This window comes from Alteromonas sp. W364 (assembly GCF_031846205.1).
GTDB lineage: Bacteria > Pseudomonadota > Gammaproteobacteria > Enterobacterales > Alteromonadaceae > Glaciecola > Glaciecola blandensis.
Genome location: NZ_JAVRID010000006.1, coordinates 64,906 through 86,593, shown reverse-complemented (window position 1 = coordinate 86,593; position 21,688 = coordinate 64,906). Strand labels below are relative to the sequence as shown.

Genomic DNA, 21,688 nt, shown 5'->3' with positions numbered 1-21,688 from the left:
CTTATTCAGATATCCCTTTTGCTGCTTTAGCGGCGGCAGAGTGATATTTCACATAAGCTTCCAGCGTGTTTTCGATCAAGCTAGCTACTGTCATTGGGCCAACACCGCCAGGTACGGGTGTTATCCAATCGGCTCGTTCTCTTGCCACATCAAAGTCGACATCGCCAGTAAGCTTCCCGTTATCCAAGCGATTGATGCCAACATCAATGACTATGGCACCTTCTTTTACCCAATCGCCTGGAATAAAATTCGGTTTTCCTACTGCAACGACCAGTAAGTCAGCGCGCTTTACATGTTCTTTTAAAGATTTAGTAAACTTATGGCAGGTTGTCACTGTGCAACCAGCCAATAGCAACTCTAGGCCCATTGGACGTCCAACAATGTTCGACGCCCCAACAATAACGGCATCTAAACCTTTCACAGGACGCTTGGTAGCCTCAATCATTGTCATGATGCCCTTCGGCGTGCACGGTCTTAGCGCAGGCATACGTTGCGCTAGTCGGCCGATGTTATAAGGATGAAATCCGTCAACATCTTTGTGCGGATGAATTCTTTCAAGCACTTTTTCTGCATTCAAACCTGCAGGTAAAGGCAATTGAACCAAAATGCCATCTATTTCGTTGTCTGCATTTAATTCATCGACCAAGGATAGCAGTGAACTTTCGTCTGTGTCAGCAGGTAAGTCGTATGATCTTGAAACGAAACCAACTTCTTCGCACGCTTTGGTTTTGTTGCTTACGTAAACCTTAGACGCCTCGTTATTGCCGACTAACACAACCGCTAAACCAGGCATCCTTTTATTTGCTTCTTTGAGGGTGTCAACGTAAGCGTGTACGTTGTCTCTTACATGTTTGGCAATTTTCTTGCCGTCTATTAAATGCGCGGTCATGTTCATATCTGTCGTGGCTTAACTGGAGGACGTCGATTGTATTAAAAACAGCGCTGAAAATATACTGTCATGTCAGCTTAATGTTCAAAAGCTGACTGCTTTTTAAACAAGTGAAAAAAATCTCAATTTACTCGCAAAAAGTGTTTGACGATAACAGGGCAAGTCGGTAATATGCGCCCCCCGTAGCGGTAGTGTTCTACTGTTACTTTGTTCGGTGAGTGGCGCAGCTTGGTAGCGCACCTGGTTTGGGTCCAGGGGGTCGTAGGTTCGAATCCTATCTCACCGACCATTTGCTTCATGATTCGATGAGCGTCCGTAGCTCAGCTGGATAGAGCACCCGCCTTCTAAGCGGGTGGTCGCAGGTTCGAATCCTGCCGGACGCGCCATGCGAGTCTAAGCAGATGTGGCAATTGTAAGTTTAAGAAACAGTGGTGGGCGTAGCTCAGTTGGTAGAGCTCCGGATTGTGATTCCGGCGGTCGTGGGTTCGAACCCCATCGTCCACCCCACTTTTTCTGCCCAGTTTGAGAGTGTCAGGTCAACGCGACTCTCGAGCCAACGGCAAGCCTTAGGGCAACAGTTTTGCGGGAGTGGTGGAATTGGTAGACACGCTGGATTTAGGTTCCAGTGCTTCACGGCGTGAGAGTTCAAGTCTCTCCTTCCGCACCATCTAAGTGCTTTAACGCACAAAAAAGTAATAATGTCGGTGAGTGGCGCAGCTTGGTAGCGCACCTGGTTTGGGTCCAGGGGGTCGTAGGTTCGAATCCTATCTCACCGACCACTTTTACGATTTTCATATTTACACCACACTCATAAATAATTCTGATAGTCCGTCTCAACGCTACAGCTTTGTCGCGTGTAGAGCTTTTTAGGCCCCTTTATGAAATATAAGCGAATAAACGTTTACACTTTGAAAGACGCTTCAAGCCCATCCATGGGACGCTTGACACTCGACATCTGTCTAGAGCTTAGCGCTTTTAAGGTCCCTTCATAAATATAAGCGAATAAACGTTTACACTTTGAAAGACGCTGCAAGCCCATCCATGGGGCGCTTAACACTCGACATCCATGTCGAGTGATACTTTCAAAGTCCAAACATTTATTCACTTTATTATATTTCATGAAGGGACCTCAAAAGCCCAAAAGCCCTAAGGCACTAACAAAAAGCCTGCAGGCTGTTAGTGCCTTGGGGCTTTTAACCCCGTACTTGAGCTGCTTTTTGGTCGTTTATTGTGCTTAATTCAATTAATTTTCATTAATTGGGTTTAATCGCTCGACTCTATGAGCCGCTCTCTGTATAATTCCGCGTCCTTTTTTAAACTCATGTAGGTTTTGTTTTAAGCCTACATTCGGCAACACTTTGGTTAAACCCAAAAGAGTGTTGAATCATGTAAAGCGCATCGAAGCGCAAGTTGAGGTAGAACAATGCAAGTGTCAGTCGAGACGACTCAAGGTTTAGAACGCCGTCTTACTATTACCGTTTCTGCAGATTCTGTAGATACCGCTGTTAAAGCACGTTTACAACAATTAGCAAAAACACAACGTATTAACGGTTTTCGTCCAGGTAAAGTACCAGTAAGCGTTATCAAAAAACGTTTTGGTCAAGCGGTTCGTCAAGAAGTTGCTGGCGATGTTATGCAGCGTCAATTCTACGAAGCGATCATGAAAGAGAAAATCACTCCGGCAGGTATGCCGACTTTCGATTTGACGAAAGATGTTGATGGTGAAGATTTAGAATTCGTAGCAACGTTTGAAGTTTATCCAGAAGTGAAGGTGAATGGCTTAGACAAAATTAAGGTCGAAAAGCCAGTTGTAGAAATCACTGATAAAGATTTAGATACCATGATGGAAACGCTGCAAAAGCAACACGCATCTTGGAAAGAAGTTAAGCGTAAAGCTAAGAAAGACGACAAAGTAACAATGAACTTTGTTGGTACTATTGACGGCGAAGAGTTTGACGGCGGAAAAGCTGAAGATTTCCCTTTAGAATTGGGTAAAGGCAGAATGATCCCAGGCTTTGAAAAGCCATTGGTAGGTGTTAAGAAGGGTGACGAAGTTGTTTCTGACGTAACTTTCCCTGAAGATTATCACGCTGAAGCACTGAAAGGTAAAGATGCATCATTTGCGATTACCGTGACTAAAGTGGAAGGTCTTGACTTACCAAAAGTTGATGACGAGTTCGCTAAGTTGTTCGGTGTAGAAGAGGGCGGTGTTGACGCACTTAAAGCTGAAGTTAAGAAAAACATGCAGCGCGAACTAGACCAAACTTTGAAAGCAGCCGTAAAAGAAAACGTAATTGCTGGTTTATTAGAGAATAACGAACTAGATTTACCTCAAGCATTAGTTGATCAAGAGATCGACGCGTTGCGTGAACAAGCGAAACAGCGCTTCGAGCAGCAAGGCCAAGGCGGTCAAGTTCCTGAGTTGCCGGCTGATTTGTTCCAAGACAATGCTAAACGCCGTGTAAGCATTGGTTTGTTGCTGGGTGAAGTTATCAAAGACAATAAATTAGAAGCAGACGAAGCGAAGGTAACAGCACTTATCGAATCAGCGGCTTCTGCTTATGAAGACCCGCAAGAAGTAATCGAGTATTACCAGACGAATGCCGAGTTAAAGCAGCAAATGCAGAACCTTGCATTAGAAGAGCAAGCGATTGAAGCGATTCTTGAAAAAGCAAAAGTGAAAGAAGTGAAGAAAGCTTTTGACGAAATCATGAACAAAAACGCCTAAATTGTTCTTCAACAATTGACTTAACAGGCAATGAACTGATTAAATGCTCGGATTATCCGGGCATTTTTTTTATGAAGATTTTTATTTAAGAGAACTATGACAAATATAATAACTGATCCGCAAAGCGCCTTAGTGCCAATGGTTGTTGAGCAAACAGCCCGTGGCGAACGTTCCTATGACATCTATTCTCGTCTTTTGAAAGAGAACGTTATTTTTATGGTCGGGCAGGTTGAAGACCACATGGCGAATTTGATCGTCGCGCAAATGTTATTTTTGGAAGCCGAGAATCCTGAAAAAGATATCTTCTTGTATATTAACTCGCCGGGCGGTTCAGTCACTGCTGGAATGGCAATATACGACACAATGAATTTTATCAAACCCGACGTGAGCACCGTGTGTATTGGACAGGCTGCGAGTATGGGAGCATTCCTGCTGACTGCTGGAGCAAAAGGTAAGCGTTATTGTTTGCCCAACTCTCGCGTAATGATTCATCAGCCTTTGGGTGGTTTCCAAGGTCAGGCATCTGATTTTGAAATTCATGCACGTGAAATCCTGTCTATTAAAGAGAAAATGAATCGTTTAATGTCAGAAAACACCGGGCAGCCTTACGAAAAGGTTGCTAAAGATACTGATCGTGATAACTTCTTAAGTGCTCAAGAGTCAGTTGATTACGGGCTAGTAGACGCCATTATGGCAAACCGTAACGAAGTGTTGAAAAGCTCGGATTAAGCGCCATATAGAATATAGTTGTGATGAGTAGCGCGGAGTTGTATGGCGCTACTTATACTGAAAGCCCAAGTAGGGTATGAAGAAAAGGCAAAGTTTATGAGTGATGACCATGAAAAAGACAGTGATAGTAAATTACTCTATTGCTCGTTCTGTGGTAAAAGCCAGCACGAAGTTCGCAAACTGATTGCGGGCCCAAGCGTATTCATCTGTGATGAATGCGTTGAGTTATGCAACGATATTATCCGCGAAGAAATCAAAGAGATTTCTCCAAAGCAAAAAGCGGATGCCTTGCCGACTCCAAGTGAAATTCACAAACATCTTGACGATTATGTAATCGGTCAAGAGCATGCAAAAAAGGTGTTAGCTGTAGCGGTTTATAATCACTATAAGCGTTTACGCAATAATGATACGCATGAAGGCGTAGAATTGGGTAAAAGTAATATCTTATTAATAGGCCCAACTGGTAGCGGTAAGACTTTGCTTGCTGAAACCCTTGCGCGTCTATTGGACGTTCCATTCACCATGGCAGATGCTACAACCCTAACTGAAGCTGGGTATGTTGGTGAAGACGTTGAGAATATTATTCAAAAGCTGCTGCAAAAGTGTGATTATGATCCTGAAAAAGCGCAGCGCGGAATTGTCTACATCGATGAAATTGATAAAATTTCTCGCAAGTCAGACAATCCATCCATTACTCGTGACGTGTCAGGTGAAGGTGTTCAGCAAGCGTTATTGAAACTTATCGAAGGAACAATTGCGTCAGTACCACCTCAAGGCGGCAGAAAACATCCGCAGCAAGAGTTTTTGCAGGTTGATACTTCAAAAATCCTATTTATTTGTGGTGGAGCATTCGCCGGTTTAGATAAGGTTATTGAGCAACGTGCAGCGAAAGGTGCGGGTATTGGTTTTGGCGCTGAAGTTAAGTCTACAGCTGAGAAGAAGGCCGTGAGCCAACTATTTAAGGAAGTCGAACCCGAAGATTTAGTTAAATACGGTTTGATTCCAGAGTTTATTGGCCGATTACCGGTTGTTACAAGCTTAGAAGAGTTAAATGAAGACGCTTTAATTCAGATCTTGAAAGAGCCAAAGAATGCGATCACCAAACAATATGGTGCATTGTTTGCTCTTGAAAATGCAGAGCTGGAGTTCAGAGATGATGCCTTACACGCTATCGCATCTAAAGCGATGCAGCGTAAAACGGGGGCTCGTGGACTCCGTTCTATTGTCGAAGCCGTGTTACTAGATACTATGTATGACTTACCATCGATGCCGGAAGTTAGCAAAGTAGTGATCGATGAAGCTGTTATTCGTGGCGAATCTAAGCCATTATTGATGTATGAAAGTGGACAAGACAAAAAAGTAGCATCTGAATAGTTAAGTTGCATACTTTGAAGATAATAAAAAGGTCGACTCTGTAATCACAAGTCGGCCTTTTTTTATTCATTTTTGATTTTTTTTGATGTTTTTGTTTTTTTGGTTTGAACTTTGCTGGTAAAGCCCCATATAAACAAGCATGAGTAAACACAAGAGAGAAATATGACAACTGAGCTAACAAATCTCAGAGTAATGCCTATATTGGCCTTACGAGATGTGGTCGTTTATCCACACATGGTGATCCCTTTATTCGTAGGTAGAGAGAAGTCTATCCAATGTTTAGAAGCGGCAATGGAAAACGATAAACAAATATTTTTGGTCGCTCAAAAAGATGCGAGCATTGACGAACCAACAACCGAAGAGATTTACTCCGTCGGCACCATTGCTACCATCCTTCAATTGTTAAAATTGCCTGATGGCACTGTAAAAGTCCTCGTGGAAGGAAATATTCGAGGTAATATTGAGAAATATACCGAAACGGCCCCGTTCTTTACCGGTGAAATTAATGCGCTTGAACCCGAAGTCATTGATGAAGCCGAACAAGAAGTATTGATTCGCTCCTCGGTCTCTCAATTTGAAGGTTATGTAAAGCTCAATAAGAAAATTCCACCAGAAGTATTAACTTCTCTCAATGGCATTGAGGACGCAGCTCGCCTTGCTGACACTATGGCTGCTCATATGCCTTTGAAGCTTGTCGAAAAGCAAAAAGTATTGGAAATGAATTCTATTGTCGAGCGCCTTGAGTACCTTATGGCACTGATGGAAGGTGAGATTGATTTACTTCAGGTCGAGAAGAAAATTAGAACCCGCGTAAAAAAACAGATGGAAAAAAGCCAACGCGAGTATTACCTGAACGAACAAATGAAGGCGATTCAGAAAGAGTTAGGTGAGTTAGATGAAGCACCTGATGAATTCGAGGCGCTTGCTAAGAAGATAGAAGAAGCAAAAATGCCCGCAGACGCGAAGAAGAAAGCGGATGCAGAATTGCAGAAATTGAAAATGATGTCTCCGATGTCTGCTGAGGCTACCGTTGTCCGAAGTTATATCGATTGGTTATCTTCAGTACCTTGGCACAAGCGCAGTGCGGTCAAAAAAGACTTAGGTAAAGCAGAAGCAGTGTTAGACAACGACCATTATGGTCTTGAGAAAGTCAAAGAGCGCATTGTTGAATACCTTGCCGTACAACAACGAGTTAAAAAATTAAAAGGTCCTATTCTTTGTTTAGTTGGTCCTCCTGGCGTGGGTAAAACGTCTTTAGGTCAATCAATTGCCAAAGCAACTGGCCGAAAGTATGTGCGTATGGCTTTGGGTGGCGTTAGAGATGAAGCTGAAATTCGTGGGCATCGACGGACTTATATCGGTTCGTTACCAGGCAAGCTCATCCAGAAGATGTCAAAAGTAGGTGTTAAAAACCCGCTATTCTTACTAGATGAAATCGATAAGATGTCGTCTGACATGCGCGGTGACCCATCTTCTGCATTACTCGAAGTCTTAGATCCAGAGCAGAATGCTAGTTTTAGTGACCACTACTTGGAGGTTGACTACGACTTATCTGATGTGATGTTTGTTGCGACCTCAAACAGTATGAATATTCCCGGTCCTCTATTAGACAGAATGGAAGTGATTCGTCTTGCCGGTTATACCGAAGATGAGAAGCTGAATATTGCGACTCGTCATTTGATTGGTAAGCAAATTTCAAGAAATGGTCTGAAAGAAAAAGAGTTGTTAATTGAAGAGTCAGCCATTATCGGAATTATCCGCTATTATACCCGTGAAGCCGGTGTGCGTAGCTTAGAGCGAGAAATTTCTAAAATTTGTCGAAAAGCGGTGAAGCATATCCTTCTTAACAAAGGGACTAAGCAGGTTGTTGTTAATCAAGAAAACTTGAAAGACTACCTGGGTGTGCAACGTTTTGACTATGGTAAAGCAGACAAGAGCAATCAGGTTGGCCAGGTGACTGGTTTAGCATGGACTCAAGTGGGTGGCGATTTGCTAACAATTGAAACAACATCTGTCGTTGGTAAGGGTAAAACGACCTTTACCGGTAGCTTAGGCGATGTGATGCAAGAATCAATTAAAACAGCCATGACTGTTGTACGTTCGAGAGCTGAAAAGCTGCGAATTAATAGCGACTTCCATGAAAAACGTGATATCCATGTGCATGTTCCTGAAGGGGCTACTCCGAAAGATGGTCCTAGTGCGGGTATTGGTATGTGTACTGCGCTTGTATCATCGCTCACGGGGAATCCGGTTAAGTGCGATGTAGCCATGACGGGTGAGATTACGCTTCGTGGCGAAGTGCTTGCAATCGGTGGTTTAAAAGAGAAACTATTGGCTGCACATCGCGGTGGCATAAAAACGGTTGTTATTCCAAAAGATAACGAGCGTGACTTGGAGGAAATTCCAGCAAACGTCATTGGTGATTTAGATATTCATCCAGTGCAATGGATCGATGAAGTGCTAAGTTTAGCGCTTCAGGAGCCGATTGATAGCGTAGAAGTTTTATCCTAATTTATATTTGGCGGTTGCTGAAAGTTGGCAACTGGCCGAATTTTCGCCAGAAATGGCAAAAAAATTGCGATTTTTTTACTTTTTTTAAATTTTAGGGCTTCACATGCTCTGCAGTTATGCTACCTTTACATCTGTACTCGCTTAAGGCCTTGTCACGAAAGGGATAGCAAGCGATTTACTAGGAAGTTAAAAAATTGTTAATCATTGCTTGAAGTTCTACTTCAAGATTGTTATAACTTTTAGACAATATAATTTTGCATTTAAGCAATATAATAAAAAACAAAGGGGATCATATTGTGAACAAGTCTCAACTAATCGATAACATTGCTGCTAGCGCAGATATTTCTAAAGCTGCTGCAGGTCGTGCATTAGATGCTTTCACTGACGCAGTTACTTCTGCACTTAAAGATGGCGACCAAGTAGCACTTGTCGGTTTCGGTACATTCTCAGTTCGTGAGCGCGCTGCACGTAGCGGCCGTAACCCACAAACTGGTGAGACTATCCAGATTGCTGCTGCTAAAGTACCTTCATTTAAGGCTGGTAAAGCACTAAAAGACGCTGTTAACTAAGAAAAATTAGTTTTACATAGAAAAAGGCGATGGCTAGTCCATCGCCTTTTTTATTTTTATTAAGTAAAAAAGCTTGTAATAGTCGCGTAACACCTTATCTAAAGGTATAATGTCCGCCTCGCGCAGAACGTCAACATCGCGACAGATTAAAGCGCGTTCAGCAGTATTACACATTAGTTTTACAAGGTTGTTTTAACTCATGCTAGAAAGAATCAGAGAAGGGTCACAAGGCCCTTTAGCCATGACGATTGTCGGCTTAATTATTATCAGTTTTGCTGTTACCGGTGTAGGTAGTTACCTCGGTGGCTCAACAAGCGAAGCAGCGGCAACAGTAAATGGCGAAGAAATCACCGTACAAGATGTCGAAGTTGCCTATCAAAACCAGCGTGCTCGAATGGAGCAGCAATTTGGCGAGCAGGTAGCTGCAGCTTTTGCTAACGAAGCTTACCTTGCTGACTTCAAAGGACAAGTCCTTGACCAGCTGATCTCTGAAAAGCTAGTTGAGCAAAAAGCTGAAGAGATGGGCCTGAGAGTGAGTGATGAGCAGATCAAAAACGCTATTTTTGCAATTGATGCTTTTAAAATTGCCGGCCAATTTGACAACGAAACATTTAAAGCAACGATTCAACGCCAAGGCTTCACACCAGCTTCTTTTAGAGACTACATGCGTAAGCAGATGACAACAGAGCAGCTAAGTTCTACTCTTAATTCTTCTAGCTTTAGCCTTGAGCAAGAAGTTGCCAATATTTTGAAACTTCAGCAACAAACGCGCTCTGCGAAAACTATCGTGGTGAAGGCTGCTGATTTTGCGACAGACGTCGAAATTAGTGATGAAGAAATCGATACATATTACCAAGCAAATTTAAGTGATTTCGATACTCAAGAGCAAGTGAAGTTGGCCTATGTGAGTGTTTCTGTAGACGACCTAATTGCTAATGAATCAGTCACCCCTGAAGAAGTACTAAGCAACTACCAAGAAAATATCCGTGCATATCAAACAGATGAAGAACGCAGAGTGTCACACATCCTGATTGAGTTTGGTGATGATGAAGCAGATGCAAAAGCGAAAGCAGAAGAAGTATTGGCTAGCGTGAAAGCTGATGATGCAGACTTTGCTGCGATTGCAGAACAAGAGTCAGCTGATATTGTGAGTGCTGAAGTTGGTGGTGACTTGGACTATATCGTTCGTGGGGATTGGAGTGCTTCTTTTGAAGATGCCGTATTTGCAATCGAAAACACCGGAGATATTAGCCCATTAGTGAAGACTGAGTTCGGTTATCACATAATCAAATTAACCGACTTAAAACCTCAGGTTACAACGCCATTTGAGGACGTTGAAGCTGAAATCACTGAATTTATGCTAAAAGACAAAGCGACCGAGACTTATTTTGGTTTGCAAGAAGCTATTGCAAGTGCTGCTTTCGAATCTCCAGATAGCTTAGAGCGAGTTTCAAACGTAGCAAATAGACCTATTATTGAAACAGCGTTCTTTGCTTCAAATGCTTACCCGGCTTCCGTTGATTATCCACAGGTAGCAAACGTAGCATTCAGTACTGAATTGATTGAAGATGGTTTGAATAGCGAACTACTGACGCTAAACGACGAGAAAATCATGGTCGTTAGAGTTAAAGAGCACAAGCCCCAGCGCACATTGAGCTTAGAAGAAGTCAAAGCAACAATAGTGAGCCGTTTGAGTGCTGAGAAAAGCCAAGAAGCAGCGTTAGCATGGGCTGAAGAAATAAAAGTTTCTTTGTTAGCAGGTGAAGATATTAGTGAGAAATTGAGCGAGAAGTCTATCGATGTGCAGGTAAATGAAAACATTGCTCGTTTCGGTGCCGACGTTCCTCAAGAAGTGTCAAAGGCGATATTCTCATTAGCACCAGTTGATCAGCAGAATATCTCTGTTGTGACACTAAATAACGGCGATATCGGCATTGTTGAACTTGAGTCTGTGACTCCTGTTAACGACGTGGAAGCTGAAGAGTTGACCGCAACTTCTGATGGGTTAGCCAATAACTTTAGTCGCCAGTCATTCGATAACTTCGTTGCTGCTCTATTGAGCGAAGCAGAGATTGAAAAAATCCAGCGTTAATAGGTCGCATGACTAGGCTATAGCCCCTGAATATAAAAATACCGCTCATTTGAAGCGGTATTTTTTTATTTGCCGCAAAGAGCTGAGATAGGCTCATTAAGGCGTGACTAGAGTCGAACTTTGCTCGTATGGAGTTAAAGTCACAACAAAAACATGAGTGTTGCGAATGCTGCCAGTATTGTTGCTGATACAACGATAATATAAATAAAACCTTGCTTACCTTGCCCAAGGCTAAAGCCCCTAGACCGCAAGTAAGCTATCCAGATAATACAAAGCACTATTGGAATTAAAAATAAAAACTTAAACAAGCTTACTCACTCCTTTATGTACACTAAGCCAAGATTAATAAGAGCCTAAAGCGCATCTATCATAACATTATTGAACATCTTTGATGACGTTCAAATTAATCTGTTTTGGCTACTTTTTATTACTTAGAATATTATACGAAAAAGAGTTGTATATGGAGCAAAGATTCCGTTCGTTTATTCTTGAATCTGCATGTCGCCTTCAAATTTCGACGGCATATAGCGTTTACGTTTACTTTTAGTAAGGCGAGTGGAGTCCATAATAATCAAACCATCTACGCAATAGTTAAAGTCGGGGTCAACGTTAAAAGCGGCAAAACAGACCCCCTTATCTTCGCATATATCTGCATATTGCTTTAGTAGCGTAGGTATCGTCGTATTCATATTAGCCAGAACACTTTTGAGTACTTTAAATTCCTCCATGTAGTCATTGCCATGGAAGTCGTATAGGGAGTCAGTACTCGGTATGAAGGGTAATTTAGCGTTCGCAAAGTTCTCGTTGGATGGAAAATATTTACTATAGAACTGAACCAGCAGCGCTAATGCGCTAGCTGGTAGTGCATTTGATATACTCACAGGTCCGAAACAATATCTATATTTAGGATACTTTGTCATAAAAGCGCCTATACCCAACCATAAATAGTCGAGGCTGCGTTTTCCCCAATATTTTGGTTGAACAAAGCTTCTGCCTAGCTCTAATCCCTCTTTGAAGATAGATTGCATCGGTGCTTGGTAATCAAACAAACTTGCAGAATAGAGACCAGTAGGATGTTTCTCTTGTGTTAATACACTTGCATCACCAAGGCGATATGCGCCAGCTATTTCTAAGTCATTGTCGTCCCAGAGAATGAGATGCAAGTAGTGATAATCAAAGGCATCAATGTCTCGGCGACTATTAGAGCCTTCTCCAACAGCACGAAAAGCAATTTCACGCAGTCGACCAATTTCACGCATAATAGGATTCGAACCAGTATGACGGTAAAGCAGAATCTTTTTATTATCTGGCGTTTCCCCTAAGCTTTCACAATCATTAAGAATCGCTTTTCTAAGGTGGCGTCTGTCTTCAGGTAGTGCCAGTGCCGATTGTGTCTTGAACAGACTTGGTTTTTGAGTACCTAAGCGATATACATGCTTTCTGAACAGGTTTACTTGTTCCTTAGCCTGGATATTGCTATGCAAGTATGCTTCAACTGGGATGAGCTCACCGACATGTAGTTTGATGTGCTGATGTTTTTTCTTAAACATCTCCCTTACTAACAAACTCGTTGCGGCGGGTTTGAATAACATGGATACGCCGTAAAATAACGGCGAGTTCTTAGCGTTAATAAACACTGGCAAGATTGGAGAGCGTGTTTGTTTCGCCATGCGAAGAAACCCTTTTTTCCATTTGCTATCGCGAACTCCCTGTGGTCTTAAACGAGAGACTTCGCCTGCAGGAAATATCAAGACCGCACCATCAGAATCTAGGTGCTTATTGATCAGTCTTAGGTTTTGTTTAGCCGTGTTCCCTTGCATATTATTGACAGGCAGTAGAATAGAATGTAGAGGGTTCAATGCCATTAGCATCTCATTCGCCACCACTTTTAGGTCTTTGCGAACGTCACTAATCAGCTTTATTAAGGCTAGGGCGTCAAGTGAGCCAATGGGATGGTTGGCAACAATCACAAGCTTACCTTCACTTGGGATCCTCTCTTTTTCTATATCGCTTACCGAAAAACGGAATGTGAAATAATCGAGTATTTGCTCTACGAAATCGATCCCTTGTAAATGACCGTATTGACGGGCAAAAGCTTGGGCATCGTTCTCATGTAAAAGGTATCGTAGGAATGAGCTCAGAGGTTTGTAAACAGCTGTGTGCTTACGCAAACCGGGATAGTGTTCTTCAATAAGGTGCTCAACAGAAAACATAAATCGCAAAAGAATTGAGTATAGATGATAGGGAGAGTAGTTTGGCTCTATGACGTTTGGGTGACGTTTATTTGAAACAAGTGTGACAAGTGCTGCGCTTGTGGCCTGTGTTTGTGAACCATGACTTTGGAATACAAGGCAAAAAAAAACGCCCATAAGGCGTTTTTCATAATGTTTTACTATCTATCTTCTTACTGCGAGTAGCAGCAGTGGGGTAGATTAAAGAGCGTTAACTTGTGCGTTAAGACGGCTCTTGTGGCGAGCAGCTTTATTCTTATGAATAAGGCCTTTAGTCGCCATGCGGTCAAGCACTGGCACTGCTGCAGTAAATGCTGCTTGAGCAGCTTCTTTATCGCCAGCTTCAATAGCAGCGAGAACTTTCTTTATGCACGTACGAGTCATGGAGCGACGGCTTGCATTATGCTGGCGACGCTTCTCAGCTTGAATTGCACGTTTCTTAGCAGACTTAATGTTAGCCAAGGTGTAACTCCTAAATAAATTCATGTCAAAATTGAGGGTGCGGATTATCCAGTTTTTCAAGCTTACTGTCAATTAAAATGCATGCGAAATGATAAAATAAATGAATTATTGATAGCATAGAATAAAAAATGCGAAGATGTAGTCATTCTCCAGCTTGTTCAATTACTTCTCGAGGCTAAATGTGATGCTTACAGTTGCGGATATTATGACGACCAAAGTCGTTACGCTGAATCAATTAAACACGATGAAAAACGCGCATGATCTGTCCAAGGCAAAAGGGATTCGACACTTACCAATCGTGAATAATGAAACCCAAGAGCTGATGGGAGTGGTAACGCAGAAAGCAATGATTGCGCGGGTAATCAGTATTTTGACGCAATATGGTATCGATGCCCTAAACGAACAAGAGATGAAGACGTTGGCAATAGATATTGCAGATACAGAATTTGTCTCAGTCTACCCAGAGCAAGATGTGCAAGAAGTAGCTACTTTTTTTCTGAACAATAAACATGGTTGCTTACCTTGTATTGATGCAGACAATAAGTTGGTTGGGATTATTAGTTCATCTGATTTTGTAAAACTATCAATTCGATTGCTCGAAAAACAAGCGTAATACTCGGCAAGGCTCAATCATTGAGAGTAATCGTACTCTTAATAACAAATAGGTTAGTGCTCTAAGATGTTGAAATCAGGGATAGTGGTAAGTGCTATGACATTTTTGTCGAGGATACTCGGCTTAGTCAGAGATGTTGTTGTCGCTAATTTTCTTGGTGCTGGTGCGGCAGCTGACGTTTTTTTCTTCGCGAACAAAATTCCTAATTTTTTGAGACGCTTATTTGCCGAAGGCGCATTTGCACAGGCTTTCGTTCCAGTGCTCACCGAGGTGAAGGCAGAGAACGATGAAAAGGCGATGCAAGACTTTGTAGCAAGAGTTTCTGGCACGCTCGGTGCCATTGTTTTTATTACCGCTATCGTGGGCGTTATTTTTTCACCCGTATTAGCCGCGATTTTTGGTGGGGGTTGGTTTTTAGATTATCTCAATGACGGTGATAAAGCCGATAACTTTGTTTTGGCATCGGCGATGCTTAAAATTACTTTTCCGTATATCTTTTTTATTTCGTTAGCGGGTTTGGTAGGTGCGGTGCTAAATACGCTCAATCAATTCGCTGTGGCTGCGTTTACGCCTGTCTTATTGAATATTAGTATTATTATCTGTGCCATTTTTCTTGGTCCTATGCTGGATGAGCCGGCGTTTGCGCTAGCATGGGGAGTCTTCATCGGTGGCATTGTTCAGCTTGGCTTCCAATTACCATTTCTATATCGGGCCGGTTTATTGAAAAGACCAAGATGGGGTTGGAAAGATCCCAAAGTAGTAAAGGTCCGAACCTTAATGATCCCCGCGCTATTCGGTGTCTCAGTAAGCCAAATAAACTTGCTCTTAGATACCTTAATCGCTACTTTTTTGGACCAAGTGGGCTCAATAAGTTGGCTTTATTACAGCGACAGGCTCCTTGAATTCCCATTAGGCTTATTTGGGATCGCAATCGCAACGGTTATCTTACCGACGCTTAGTCGCAACCACGTTGGCAATGATCCTGCCGCATTCAAAAATAACCTAGATTGGGCTTTTAAAATTATCTGTTTACTTGGGATCCCCGCTGCAACGGCATTGGTATTAATTGCTGAACCTCTGTTACTGGTAATATTTCAACGAGGCGAGTTTACTCTGAATGACGCCACAATGGCTTCATATAGCTTGATGGCGTACGGCAGCGGACTATTGAGTTTCATGTTGGTGAAAATATTCGCACCGGCCTTTTACTCACGACAAGACACTAAAACCCCAGTAAAATACGGGATTATCACCATGGTCTGCAATATGGTGTTTAACCTGATTTTAGCGATTCCTTTCGGATATATCGGCCTGGCGATGGCAACAGCCTTGTCAGGGACACTCAACGCCTTGCTACTTTACATCAACTTACATAAAACAGGGGTTTACAGAGTCTCTGCTTCTTCAGCACTTTTTGTGGGTAAGGTGCTTATCACATCACTACTCATGGGAGCAGTTCTTTTTGTGCTTAAACAAAACTTTGAATGGCAAAGCAATGGCTTAGGGCCAAGAGTACGTGATTTAGGTTTACTGATAGGCAGTGGCATAGCAGTGTATGTCCTTGCCCTTTTACTGTTTGGTATTCGACCAGCACAGTTAATCGTTGAAAAAATAAAATAAAATAAACTTAGCTTAGATCGCCTATAAGCATTGGTATTCAGGTGCGGGTCGGCTATAATCGAGCGCTTTAAAATTGTATGCTCAGGCGAGGCGGTTTGGAGTTAATTCGAGGTTTGCACAATGTGCGCGATCATCATCGAGGTTGTGTACTTACAATTGGAAAATTTGATGGCGTGCATAAAGGCCATCAAGCGGTTTTGGTGAACCTTGTCGAAAAAGCAAGAGCACTAGGCCTTCCTGCAAGTGTAATGATATTTGAACCTCAGCCCGAAGAAGTTTTCGCAAAAGATAATGCACCTGCTCGACTCTCGCGTTTCCGCGATAAATATCAAATGTTTAAGGCGTTGGGGATTGACCGTTTAATTTGCGTCAGATTTAACACTGAGTTTGCTAGTATGAGCGCAGACGAATTTGTTTTTGATTTACTAGTGAAGCAGCTTGGTATTCAGTTTTTGGTTGTAGGTGATGATTTTCGATTTGGTAGACAACGGATCGGCGACTTCGCTTTTTTAGAAACGGCAGGCCGGCAACACGATTTTGAGGTTGTTAGCACGGCAAGCTTCAAACTAGCTGAGTGTCGTATAAGCTCCACAGAAATTCGTCAAGCACTGGCGAGTAATCAGTTTGGACTTGCAAAACAGATGCTGGGTCGCGACTTTGCAATAGCAGGGAAAGTAAATCACGGCGATAAGAAAGGACGTACGATAGGGTTTCCTACTGCTAACGTCCTACTTAAACGCTGTAAATCACCAGTCGCAGGTGTATTCGCCGTTAAGGTCCTCATACAAGGCTCGACGTATTACGGCGTTGCGAACATTGGGAACAGACCCACAGTAAATGGCACTCGATCTCAGTTGGAGGTGCACATCTTCGATTTTCATGAAGATTTGTATGGCACTTTGATAGAGGTAGCGGTATTGAAGAAAATTCGAAGCGAAAAACGTTTTGATAATTTCGATGCTCTAAAACAACAAATAGCAAAAGATGCTGAAGCAGCCAAAGAGTTTGTAAGCTTGCTCAGTGAAACAGACAAAACAGAAGCTCATTCTGTCGTACAACAATAAAATAGAAGTGGAAAACCAGATATGACTGATTATAAACCAACGCTAAATTTGCCTGAAACGGCCTTTCCAATGCGTGGTAATTTGGCCAATAAAGAGCCTCAAATGCTGAAAAGCTGGACTGAGAAAAAGCTTTATCAGCAAATCAGAAAAGCAAAAGCTGGTAAAACACCTTTTATCCTGCATGATGGTCCTCCATATGCGAATGGTGATATCCACATTGGCCATGCAGTTAATAAAATTCTAAAAGATATTATCATCAAATCTAAGACGCTTTCCGACTTCGATTCTCCTTATGTGCCTGGTTGGGATTGCCATGGGCTACCGATTGAATTAATGGTAGAGAAAAAAGTCGGTAAACCCGGTAAGAAAGTGTCAGTCGCCGAATTTAGAGAAAAGTGCAGAGCTTACGCTGAGCGTCAAATTGATGGTCAGCGCAAAGACTTTATTCGTCTTGGCGTGCTAGGTGATTGGCAAAACCCGTATAAAACGATGGATTTCAGTTCTGAAGCAAACATCATCCGTGCGTTAGGCGACATCGTTGGATCAGGCCATTTGGAGAAAGGTTTTAAGCCAGTTCATTGGTGCACAGACTGTGGCTCAGCGCTCGCTGAAGCTGAAGTAGAATACAAAGATAAAGTGTCTCCAGCGATTGATGTGAAGTTTAGCTTAGTCGACAGTGCTGCTTATGCAAAAGCAATGAGCGTAGAACAGAGTGTGTTGGATAGTAAAAAAACATCTGTTGTTATTTGGACAACCACGCCTTGGACTATTCCTGCAAACCGCGCAATTAGCCTTCATCCCGAACTAAGTTATGAACTCGTTGAGGTACAACTTGAAAGCGGTAGCGAGCAGTATGTTTTAGCCGCCGACCTAGTTGATGCGTCAATGAAGCGCTACGGTATTGAAGACTATCGCGTTCTTGCCTCGTTTACTGGCGCTGCGCTAGAAAACCTAACAGTTAGTCATCCTCTCAACCCAATAACAGTGCCGTTAATTTTGGGTGAGCACGTAACGACTGAGTCCGGTACGGGTTGTGTCCACACTGCACCCGCTCATGGTGTAGATGACTTCAATGTTGGTAAACAGTATGGCATTGAAGTGTATAACCCCGTTGGCAGCAACGGTGTTTATTTAGATAACACACCGTTGTTCGCTGGCCAGCACGTGTTCAAAGCAAACGACAATATTATCGCTGCCTTAGAAGAGCAAAATGCGTTGGCGCTGAATGTGAAATATGAGCACAGCTATCCGCATTGCTGGCGCCACAAATCGCCTATTATTTTCCGCGCAACACCACAATGGTTTGTCAGTATGGATAAAAACGGCCTGCGTAAACAGTCAATCGAGCAAATTCATCAAACGAAATGGATTCCAGCTTGGGGTGAAAGCCGCATTGAGAGTATGGTTGAAGGGCGACCCGACTGGTGTATTTCTCGCCAACGCACTTGGGGTGTACCAATTGCCTTATTCATTCACGAAGAGACTGGTGAATTGCATCCAAACACTGCAGACATTATCGAAAAAGTAGCACAAGAAGTCGAAACCAAAGGTATTCAAGCTTGGTGGGATATCGATGCAAAAGATCTTATTGGTGATGATGCAGACAATTACGTAAAAGTCACTGATACTCTTGATGTGTGGTTTGATTCGGGTGTGACTCATTACTTTGTCGTTGATAAAAGAGACGATATACCTGCATCAGCCGATTTGTATTTAGAAGGTTCTGACCAACATCGCGGCTGGTTTATGTCATCGTTAATGACATCTACTGCAATTCATGGCCATGCGCCATATAAAGAAGTGCTTACTCATGGTTTTACCGTAGATGCACAAGGTAAAAAGATGTCGAAGTCTGTCGGTAACGTGATTGCTCCTCAAGAGGTCACGAATAAGCTGGGTGCAGATATTTTGCGTCTATGGGCTGGTTCAACAGACTACCGAGGTGAAATGACGGTGTCTGATGAGATTTTAAAACGCTCAGCAGATGCATATCGACGCATTCGAAATACTTGTCGCTTCTTGTTAGCAAATCTCAATGGTTTCAATCCGGAAACGGACATGGTGCCATTTGAAGATATGGTTGCCTTAGACCAATGGGCTGTTTCCAAAGCTGCAGAAGTTCAAAAACAGATTTTGAGTAGTTATGAGCAATACGATACTTTGGTTGTTTGCCAAACCTTAATGCAGTTCTGCTCTATTGAGATGGGTAGTTTCTACCTTGATATCATAAAGGATAGACAATACACCGCTAAAACCGACGGTTTGGCTCGTCGTTCTTGCCAAACTGCGCTTTATCATATTGTGGAAGCCTTGGTTCGTTGGATGGCGCCGGTCATGAGCTTTACCGCTCAAGAAGTTTGGGAAGCCTTGCCGGGTAAACGTGAAGAGTTTGTATTCACCGGAACTTGGTATGAGGGTATGCCAAAAACCGAGCAACAAAATAGTGGTTTCGACAATACGTTTTGGCAATCATTAATGACGATAAAAGCAGAAGTGAACAGTGCTTTAGAAAAAGCGCGGAATGAAAAAGTGATTGGCGGCTCTCTTGAAGCAAAAGTGATTTTGTATGTCACTGAAGAAAAAGCAGAGGCATTAGCAAAGCTAAAAGATGAGTTACGATTTGTATTAATCACTTCAGAGGCTGAAGTAAAAGGATTATCTGAAAAAACTGACACGGCTGTTTCCTTGAGCGATAACGAAGTGTTTGTTGACGTGCTTAAAGCAGATGGTGAAAAATGTTCGAGATGTTGGCACTTCAAAGAAGACGTCGGTTCCGATCCTAAACACCCTGAACTGTGTAACAGATGTATTGATAACGTAGATGGACAAGGGGAAGTGCGCCATTATGCCTAAGTTGTTAACAGAAACGGGCTTGCGCTTTATATGGATATCACTGATTATTTTTATTTTTGATCAGTGGAGCAAGTATGCCGTTGTAGATAGCATGAGCTTATATCAATCAATTGAGATAATGCCATTTTTCAATTTCACTTATGTCCACAACTACGGTGCTGCATTTAGTATCCTATATGATGCTGGTGGATGGCAACGTTACTTTTTAAGCGCTATTGCCTTAGGTGTAAGTGCTTTGATCCTATGGTGGTTGAAAGCAACAACAAAGCAGCAAAAGCTGCTGCCGGTAGCTTTCTCATTCATTTTGGGCGGCGCTTTGGGAAATGTATATGACCGAATGGTGCATGGCTACGTTATTGACTTTCTTGACTTGTATTATGGGACCTATCATTGGCCCGCATTCAACATAGCTGACTCAGCTATTTTCATCGGAGCGGTGCTCCTGATCATAGATATGTTTAAGAACAAAGAGGCTAACGAACTTGACAAATAGCGCACTTATTATTGGTGACAATAGCGAAGTTATTTTGCATTTTGACCTAAAACTAGAAGACGGCTCAGCAGCTGATAGTACCCGTGTTAATAATAAACCAGCCAAAATGGTCATGGGTGACGGAAGCTTGACAAAAAACTTCGAGGACTGCTTAAGAGGCCTGACTATCGGCGATAAGAAGGCTTTTAAACTTGCTGCTGATGATGCGTTTGGTATGCCAAATCCGGATAACATTTATCATGTAGACAGAACTAAGTTCACTGCAGATACACCTGTAGAAGAAGGGATGATAATTGCATTTGCTCAACCCGATGGTAGCGAACTACCTGGCGTGATCAGAAGCGTTGCAGGCCATTCTGTGACGGTCGATTTCAATCACCCATTAGCAGGGCAAGACGTGACATTCGATGTTGAAATTATTGATGTGAAGAACGCTGGAGCTGACTAATATGCATATCCACTTAGCGAATCCAAGAGGCTTTTGTGCCGGTGTTGACCGCGCGATCACTATTGTCGAGCGTGCGCTTGAAATGTTTGGCCCTCCTATTTACGTGCGTCACGAAGTTGTGCACAACAAATTCGTGGTTGACGGCTTAAAAGAGCGCGGTGCGTTATTTGTGGATGAGTTAGCGGAAGTGCCTGATGACACCATTGTGATTTTTTCTGCCCATGGTGTTTCACAAGCGGTCAGAACCGAAGCTGATGCCAGAGGTTTGAAGGTGTTTGATGCGACATGTCCATTGGTAACGAAAGTCCATATGGAAGTGATGCGTGCAAGCAAGCGAGACGCTGAGTGCATATTGATTGGTCATCAAGGCCATCCCGAAGTTGAAGGTACGATGGGACAATATAGCAGTGCCGAAGGCGGCATCTATTTAGTTGAATCTATCGAAGATGTGGCTGAGTTAGAGGTCAAAAATCCAAATGATCTATATTATTGCAGTCAAACAACCTTATCTGTTGACGACACTGCCGACGTAATCACAGCTTTGCGGGAAAAATTCCCACGAATCGATGGTCCTCGCAAAGATGATATTTGCTATGCGACTCAGAACCGTCAAGACTCAGTAAGAGAGCTTGCCTCAGAATGCGACGTGCTATTAGTTGTAGGTGCTCAAAATAGCTCTAACTCTAACCGTCTTCGAGAATTAGCGGAGAAAATGGGGGCGAAGGCATATTTGATTGCTGATGCCAACTGTATTCAAAAGGAATGGTTGGATTCGGTGAGTGAGATTGGCGTAACCGCTGGCGCTTCAGCACCAGAGGTCTTAGTGCAAGGTGTGGTTGATAGACTCATGTCCTGGGGCGCTGTTCAATCGACCGAGAGACCCGGTCGTGAAGAAAGTATTGAATTCGCCGTGCCAAAAGAGCTACGTGTCGTTCAACTTTAAGCAACGAAGCTAAAATCTACCCCGTTGAAGCCCTTTATCAATAAGGGCTTTGCTTTAATACACGTGTAA

17 protein-coding genes and 5 tRNA genes are annotated in these 21,688 nt (G+C 42.7%); 18 read left to right on the top strand and 4 right to left on the bottom strand.

All coding sequences use genetic code 11. From position 1 onward, the window contains the following. Position 1 precedes the first annotated feature (1 nt). Positions 2 to 889 carry a bifunctional methylenetetrahydrofolate dehydrogenase/methenyltetrahydrofolate cyclohydrolase FolD gene (gene folD, locus RM556_RS11070; protein WP_311362741.1) on the bottom strand — a complete coding sequence of 296 codons (888 nt, stop codon included), beginning with the start codon at positions 887 to 889 and terminating at the stop codon, positions 2 to 4. Positions 890 to 1,101: 212 nt separating this feature from the next. Here folD and RM556_RS11065 point away from each other — a divergent pair. From RM556_RS11065 to RM556_RS11045, 5 genes are all read left to right on the top strand, one after another. Then, positions 1,102 to 1,178: transfer RNA gene (locus RM556_RS11065), tRNA-Pro, on the top strand. Between the two features lie 20 nt (positions 1,179 to 1,198). After that, positions 1,199 to 1,275: transfer RNA gene (locus tag RM556_RS11060), tRNA-Arg, on the top strand. Between the two features lie 45 nt (positions 1,276 to 1,320). Continuing rightward, positions 1,321 to 1,396 (top strand) — tRNA-His (locus RM556_RS11055). Between the two features lie 75 nt (positions 1,397 to 1,471). Beyond that, positions 1,472 to 1,556 (top strand) — tRNA-Leu (locus RM556_RS11050). Between the two features lie 35 nt (positions 1,557 to 1,591). Then, positions 1,592 to 1,668, top strand: a tRNA-Pro gene (locus RM556_RS11045). Positions 1,669 to 1,790: 122 nt separating this feature from the next. Here the strand turns inward: RM556_RS11045 and RM556_RS11040 are convergent. Beyond that, complete coding sequence (locus tag RM556_RS11040; RefSeq protein WP_311362740.1) at positions 1,791 to 2,009, bottom strand: hypothetical protein; 219 nt, start codon at positions 2,007 to 2,009, stop codon at positions 1,791 to 1,793. Between the two features lie 303 nt (positions 2,010 to 2,312). Here RM556_RS11040 and tig point away from each other — a divergent pair, with 303 nt between their 5' ends. The 6 genes from tig to RM556_RS11010 all read left to right on the top strand — a co-directional run bounded on the left by tig (position 2,313) and on the right by RM556_RS11010 (position 10,892). Next, positions 2,313 to 3,617 carry a trigger factor gene (gene tig / locus RM556_RS11035; RefSeq protein ID WP_311362739.1) on the top strand — a complete coding sequence of 435 codons (1,305 nt, stop codon included), beginning with the start codon at positions 2,313 to 2,315 and terminating at the stop codon, positions 3,615 to 3,617. 96 nt (positions 3,618 to 3,713) lie between these two features. Continuing rightward, on the top strand, positions 3,714 to 4,346 hold the full coding sequence (gene clpP, locus RM556_RS11030; protein ID WP_311362738.1) for an ATP-dependent Clp endopeptidase proteolytic subunit ClpP: 633 nt from the start codon (positions 3,714 to 3,716) through the stop codon (positions 4,344 to 4,346). Positions 4,347 to 4,442: 96 nt separating this feature from the next. Further along, on the top strand, positions 4,443 to 5,720 hold the full coding sequence (gene clpX / locus RM556_RS11025; protein WP_311362924.1) for an ATP-dependent protease ATP-binding subunit ClpX: 1,278 nt from the start codon (positions 4,443 to 4,445) through the stop codon (positions 5,718 to 5,720). Between the two features lie 162 nt (positions 5,721 to 5,882). Next, entirely contained in the window at positions 5,883 to 8,231 is a 2,349-nt protein-coding gene (gene lon, locus RM556_RS11020) for an endopeptidase La (RefSeq protein ID WP_311362737.1), read from the top strand. A 296-nt stretch (positions 8,232 to 8,527) separates the two neighbouring features. Beyond that, positions 8,528 to 8,800 (top strand): nucleoid-associated protein HU-beta, encoded by a 273-nt coding sequence (gene hupB, locus RM556_RS11015; RefSeq protein WP_311362736.1) that lies wholly within the window; start codon positions 8,528 to 8,530, stop codon positions 8,798 to 8,800. Positions 8,801 to 8,999: 199 nt separating this feature from the next. Beyond that, positions 9,000 to 10,892 (top strand): SurA N-terminal domain-containing protein, encoded by a 1,893-nt coding sequence (locus RM556_RS11010; RefSeq protein ID WP_311362735.1) that lies wholly within the window; start codon positions 9,000 to 9,002, stop codon positions 10,890 to 10,892. Positions 10,893 to 11,374: 482 nt separating this feature from the next. On the opposite strand, the gene RM556_RS11005 is transcribed toward RM556_RS11010, so the two are convergent. Together RM556_RS11005 and rpsT are read right to left on the bottom strand one after the other, a co-directional pair. Beyond that, on the bottom strand, positions 11,375 to 13,105 hold the full coding sequence (locus RM556_RS11005) for a lysophospholipid acyltransferase family protein (RefSeq protein WP_311374690.1): 1,731 nt from the start codon (positions 13,103 to 13,105) through the stop codon (positions 11,375 to 11,377). A 219-nt stretch (positions 13,106 to 13,324) separates the two neighbouring features. Further along, positions 13,325 to 13,585: a 30S ribosomal protein S20 gene (rpsT, locus tag RM556_RS11000; RefSeq protein WP_311362734.1), complete on the bottom strand. Its 261-nt coding sequence runs from the start codon at positions 13,583 to 13,585 to the stop codon at positions 13,325 to 13,327. Between the two features lie 184 nt (positions 13,586 to 13,769). On the opposite strand from rpsT, the gene RM556_RS10995 reads away from it, so the two are divergent. From RM556_RS10995 to ispH, 7 genes are all read left to right on the top strand, one after another. After that, positions 13,770 to 14,198 carry a CBS domain-containing protein gene (locus RM556_RS10995; RefSeq protein WP_311374595.1) on the top strand — a complete coding sequence of 143 codons (429 nt, stop codon included), beginning with the start codon at positions 13,770 to 13,772 and terminating at the stop codon, positions 14,196 to 14,198. 66 nt (positions 14,199 to 14,264) lie between these two features. Then, positions 14,265 to 15,818 (top strand): murein biosynthesis integral membrane protein MurJ, encoded by a 1,554-nt coding sequence (murJ, locus tag RM556_RS10990; protein WP_311374594.1) that lies wholly within the window; start codon positions 14,265 to 14,267, stop codon positions 15,816 to 15,818. Between the two features lie 95 nt (positions 15,819 to 15,913). Beyond that, positions 15,914 to 16,882, top strand: coding sequence for a bifunctional riboflavin kinase/FAD synthetase (gene ribF / locus RM556_RS10985; RefSeq protein ID WP_311362731.1), 969 nt, complete (start codon positions 15,914 to 15,916; stop codon positions 16,880 to 16,882). 21 nt (positions 16,883 to 16,903) lie between these two features. After that, positions 16,904 to 19,735, top strand: coding sequence for an isoleucine--tRNA ligase (ileS, locus tag RM556_RS10980; protein WP_311362730.1), 2,832 nt, complete (start codon positions 16,904 to 16,906; stop codon positions 19,733 to 19,735). After that, positions 19,728 to 20,228: a signal peptidase II gene (gene lspA, locus RM556_RS10975; RefSeq protein ID WP_311362729.1), complete on the top strand. Its 501-nt coding sequence runs from the start codon at positions 19,728 to 19,730 to the stop codon at positions 20,226 to 20,228. The genes ileS and lspA overlap by 8 nt, the downstream gene beginning before the upstream one ends. Then, on the top strand, positions 20,218 to 20,676 hold the full coding sequence (fkpB, locus tag RM556_RS10970; protein WP_311362728.1) for an FKBP-type peptidyl-prolyl cis-trans isomerase: 459 nt from the start codon (positions 20,218 to 20,220) through the stop codon (positions 20,674 to 20,676). Before lspA ends, fkpB begins: the two co-directional genes overlap by 11 nt. 1 nt (position 20,677) lies before the next feature. Then, the gene (gene ispH, locus RM556_RS10965) at positions 20,678 to 21,619 is read left to right on the top strand and encodes a 4-hydroxy-3-methylbut-2-enyl diphosphate reductase (protein ID WP_311362727.1); all 942 of its coding nucleotides are present in this window, start codon (positions 20,678 to 20,680) and stop codon (positions 21,617 to 21,619) included. The last annotated feature ends 69 nt before the right edge of the window (positions 21,620 to 21,688 follow it).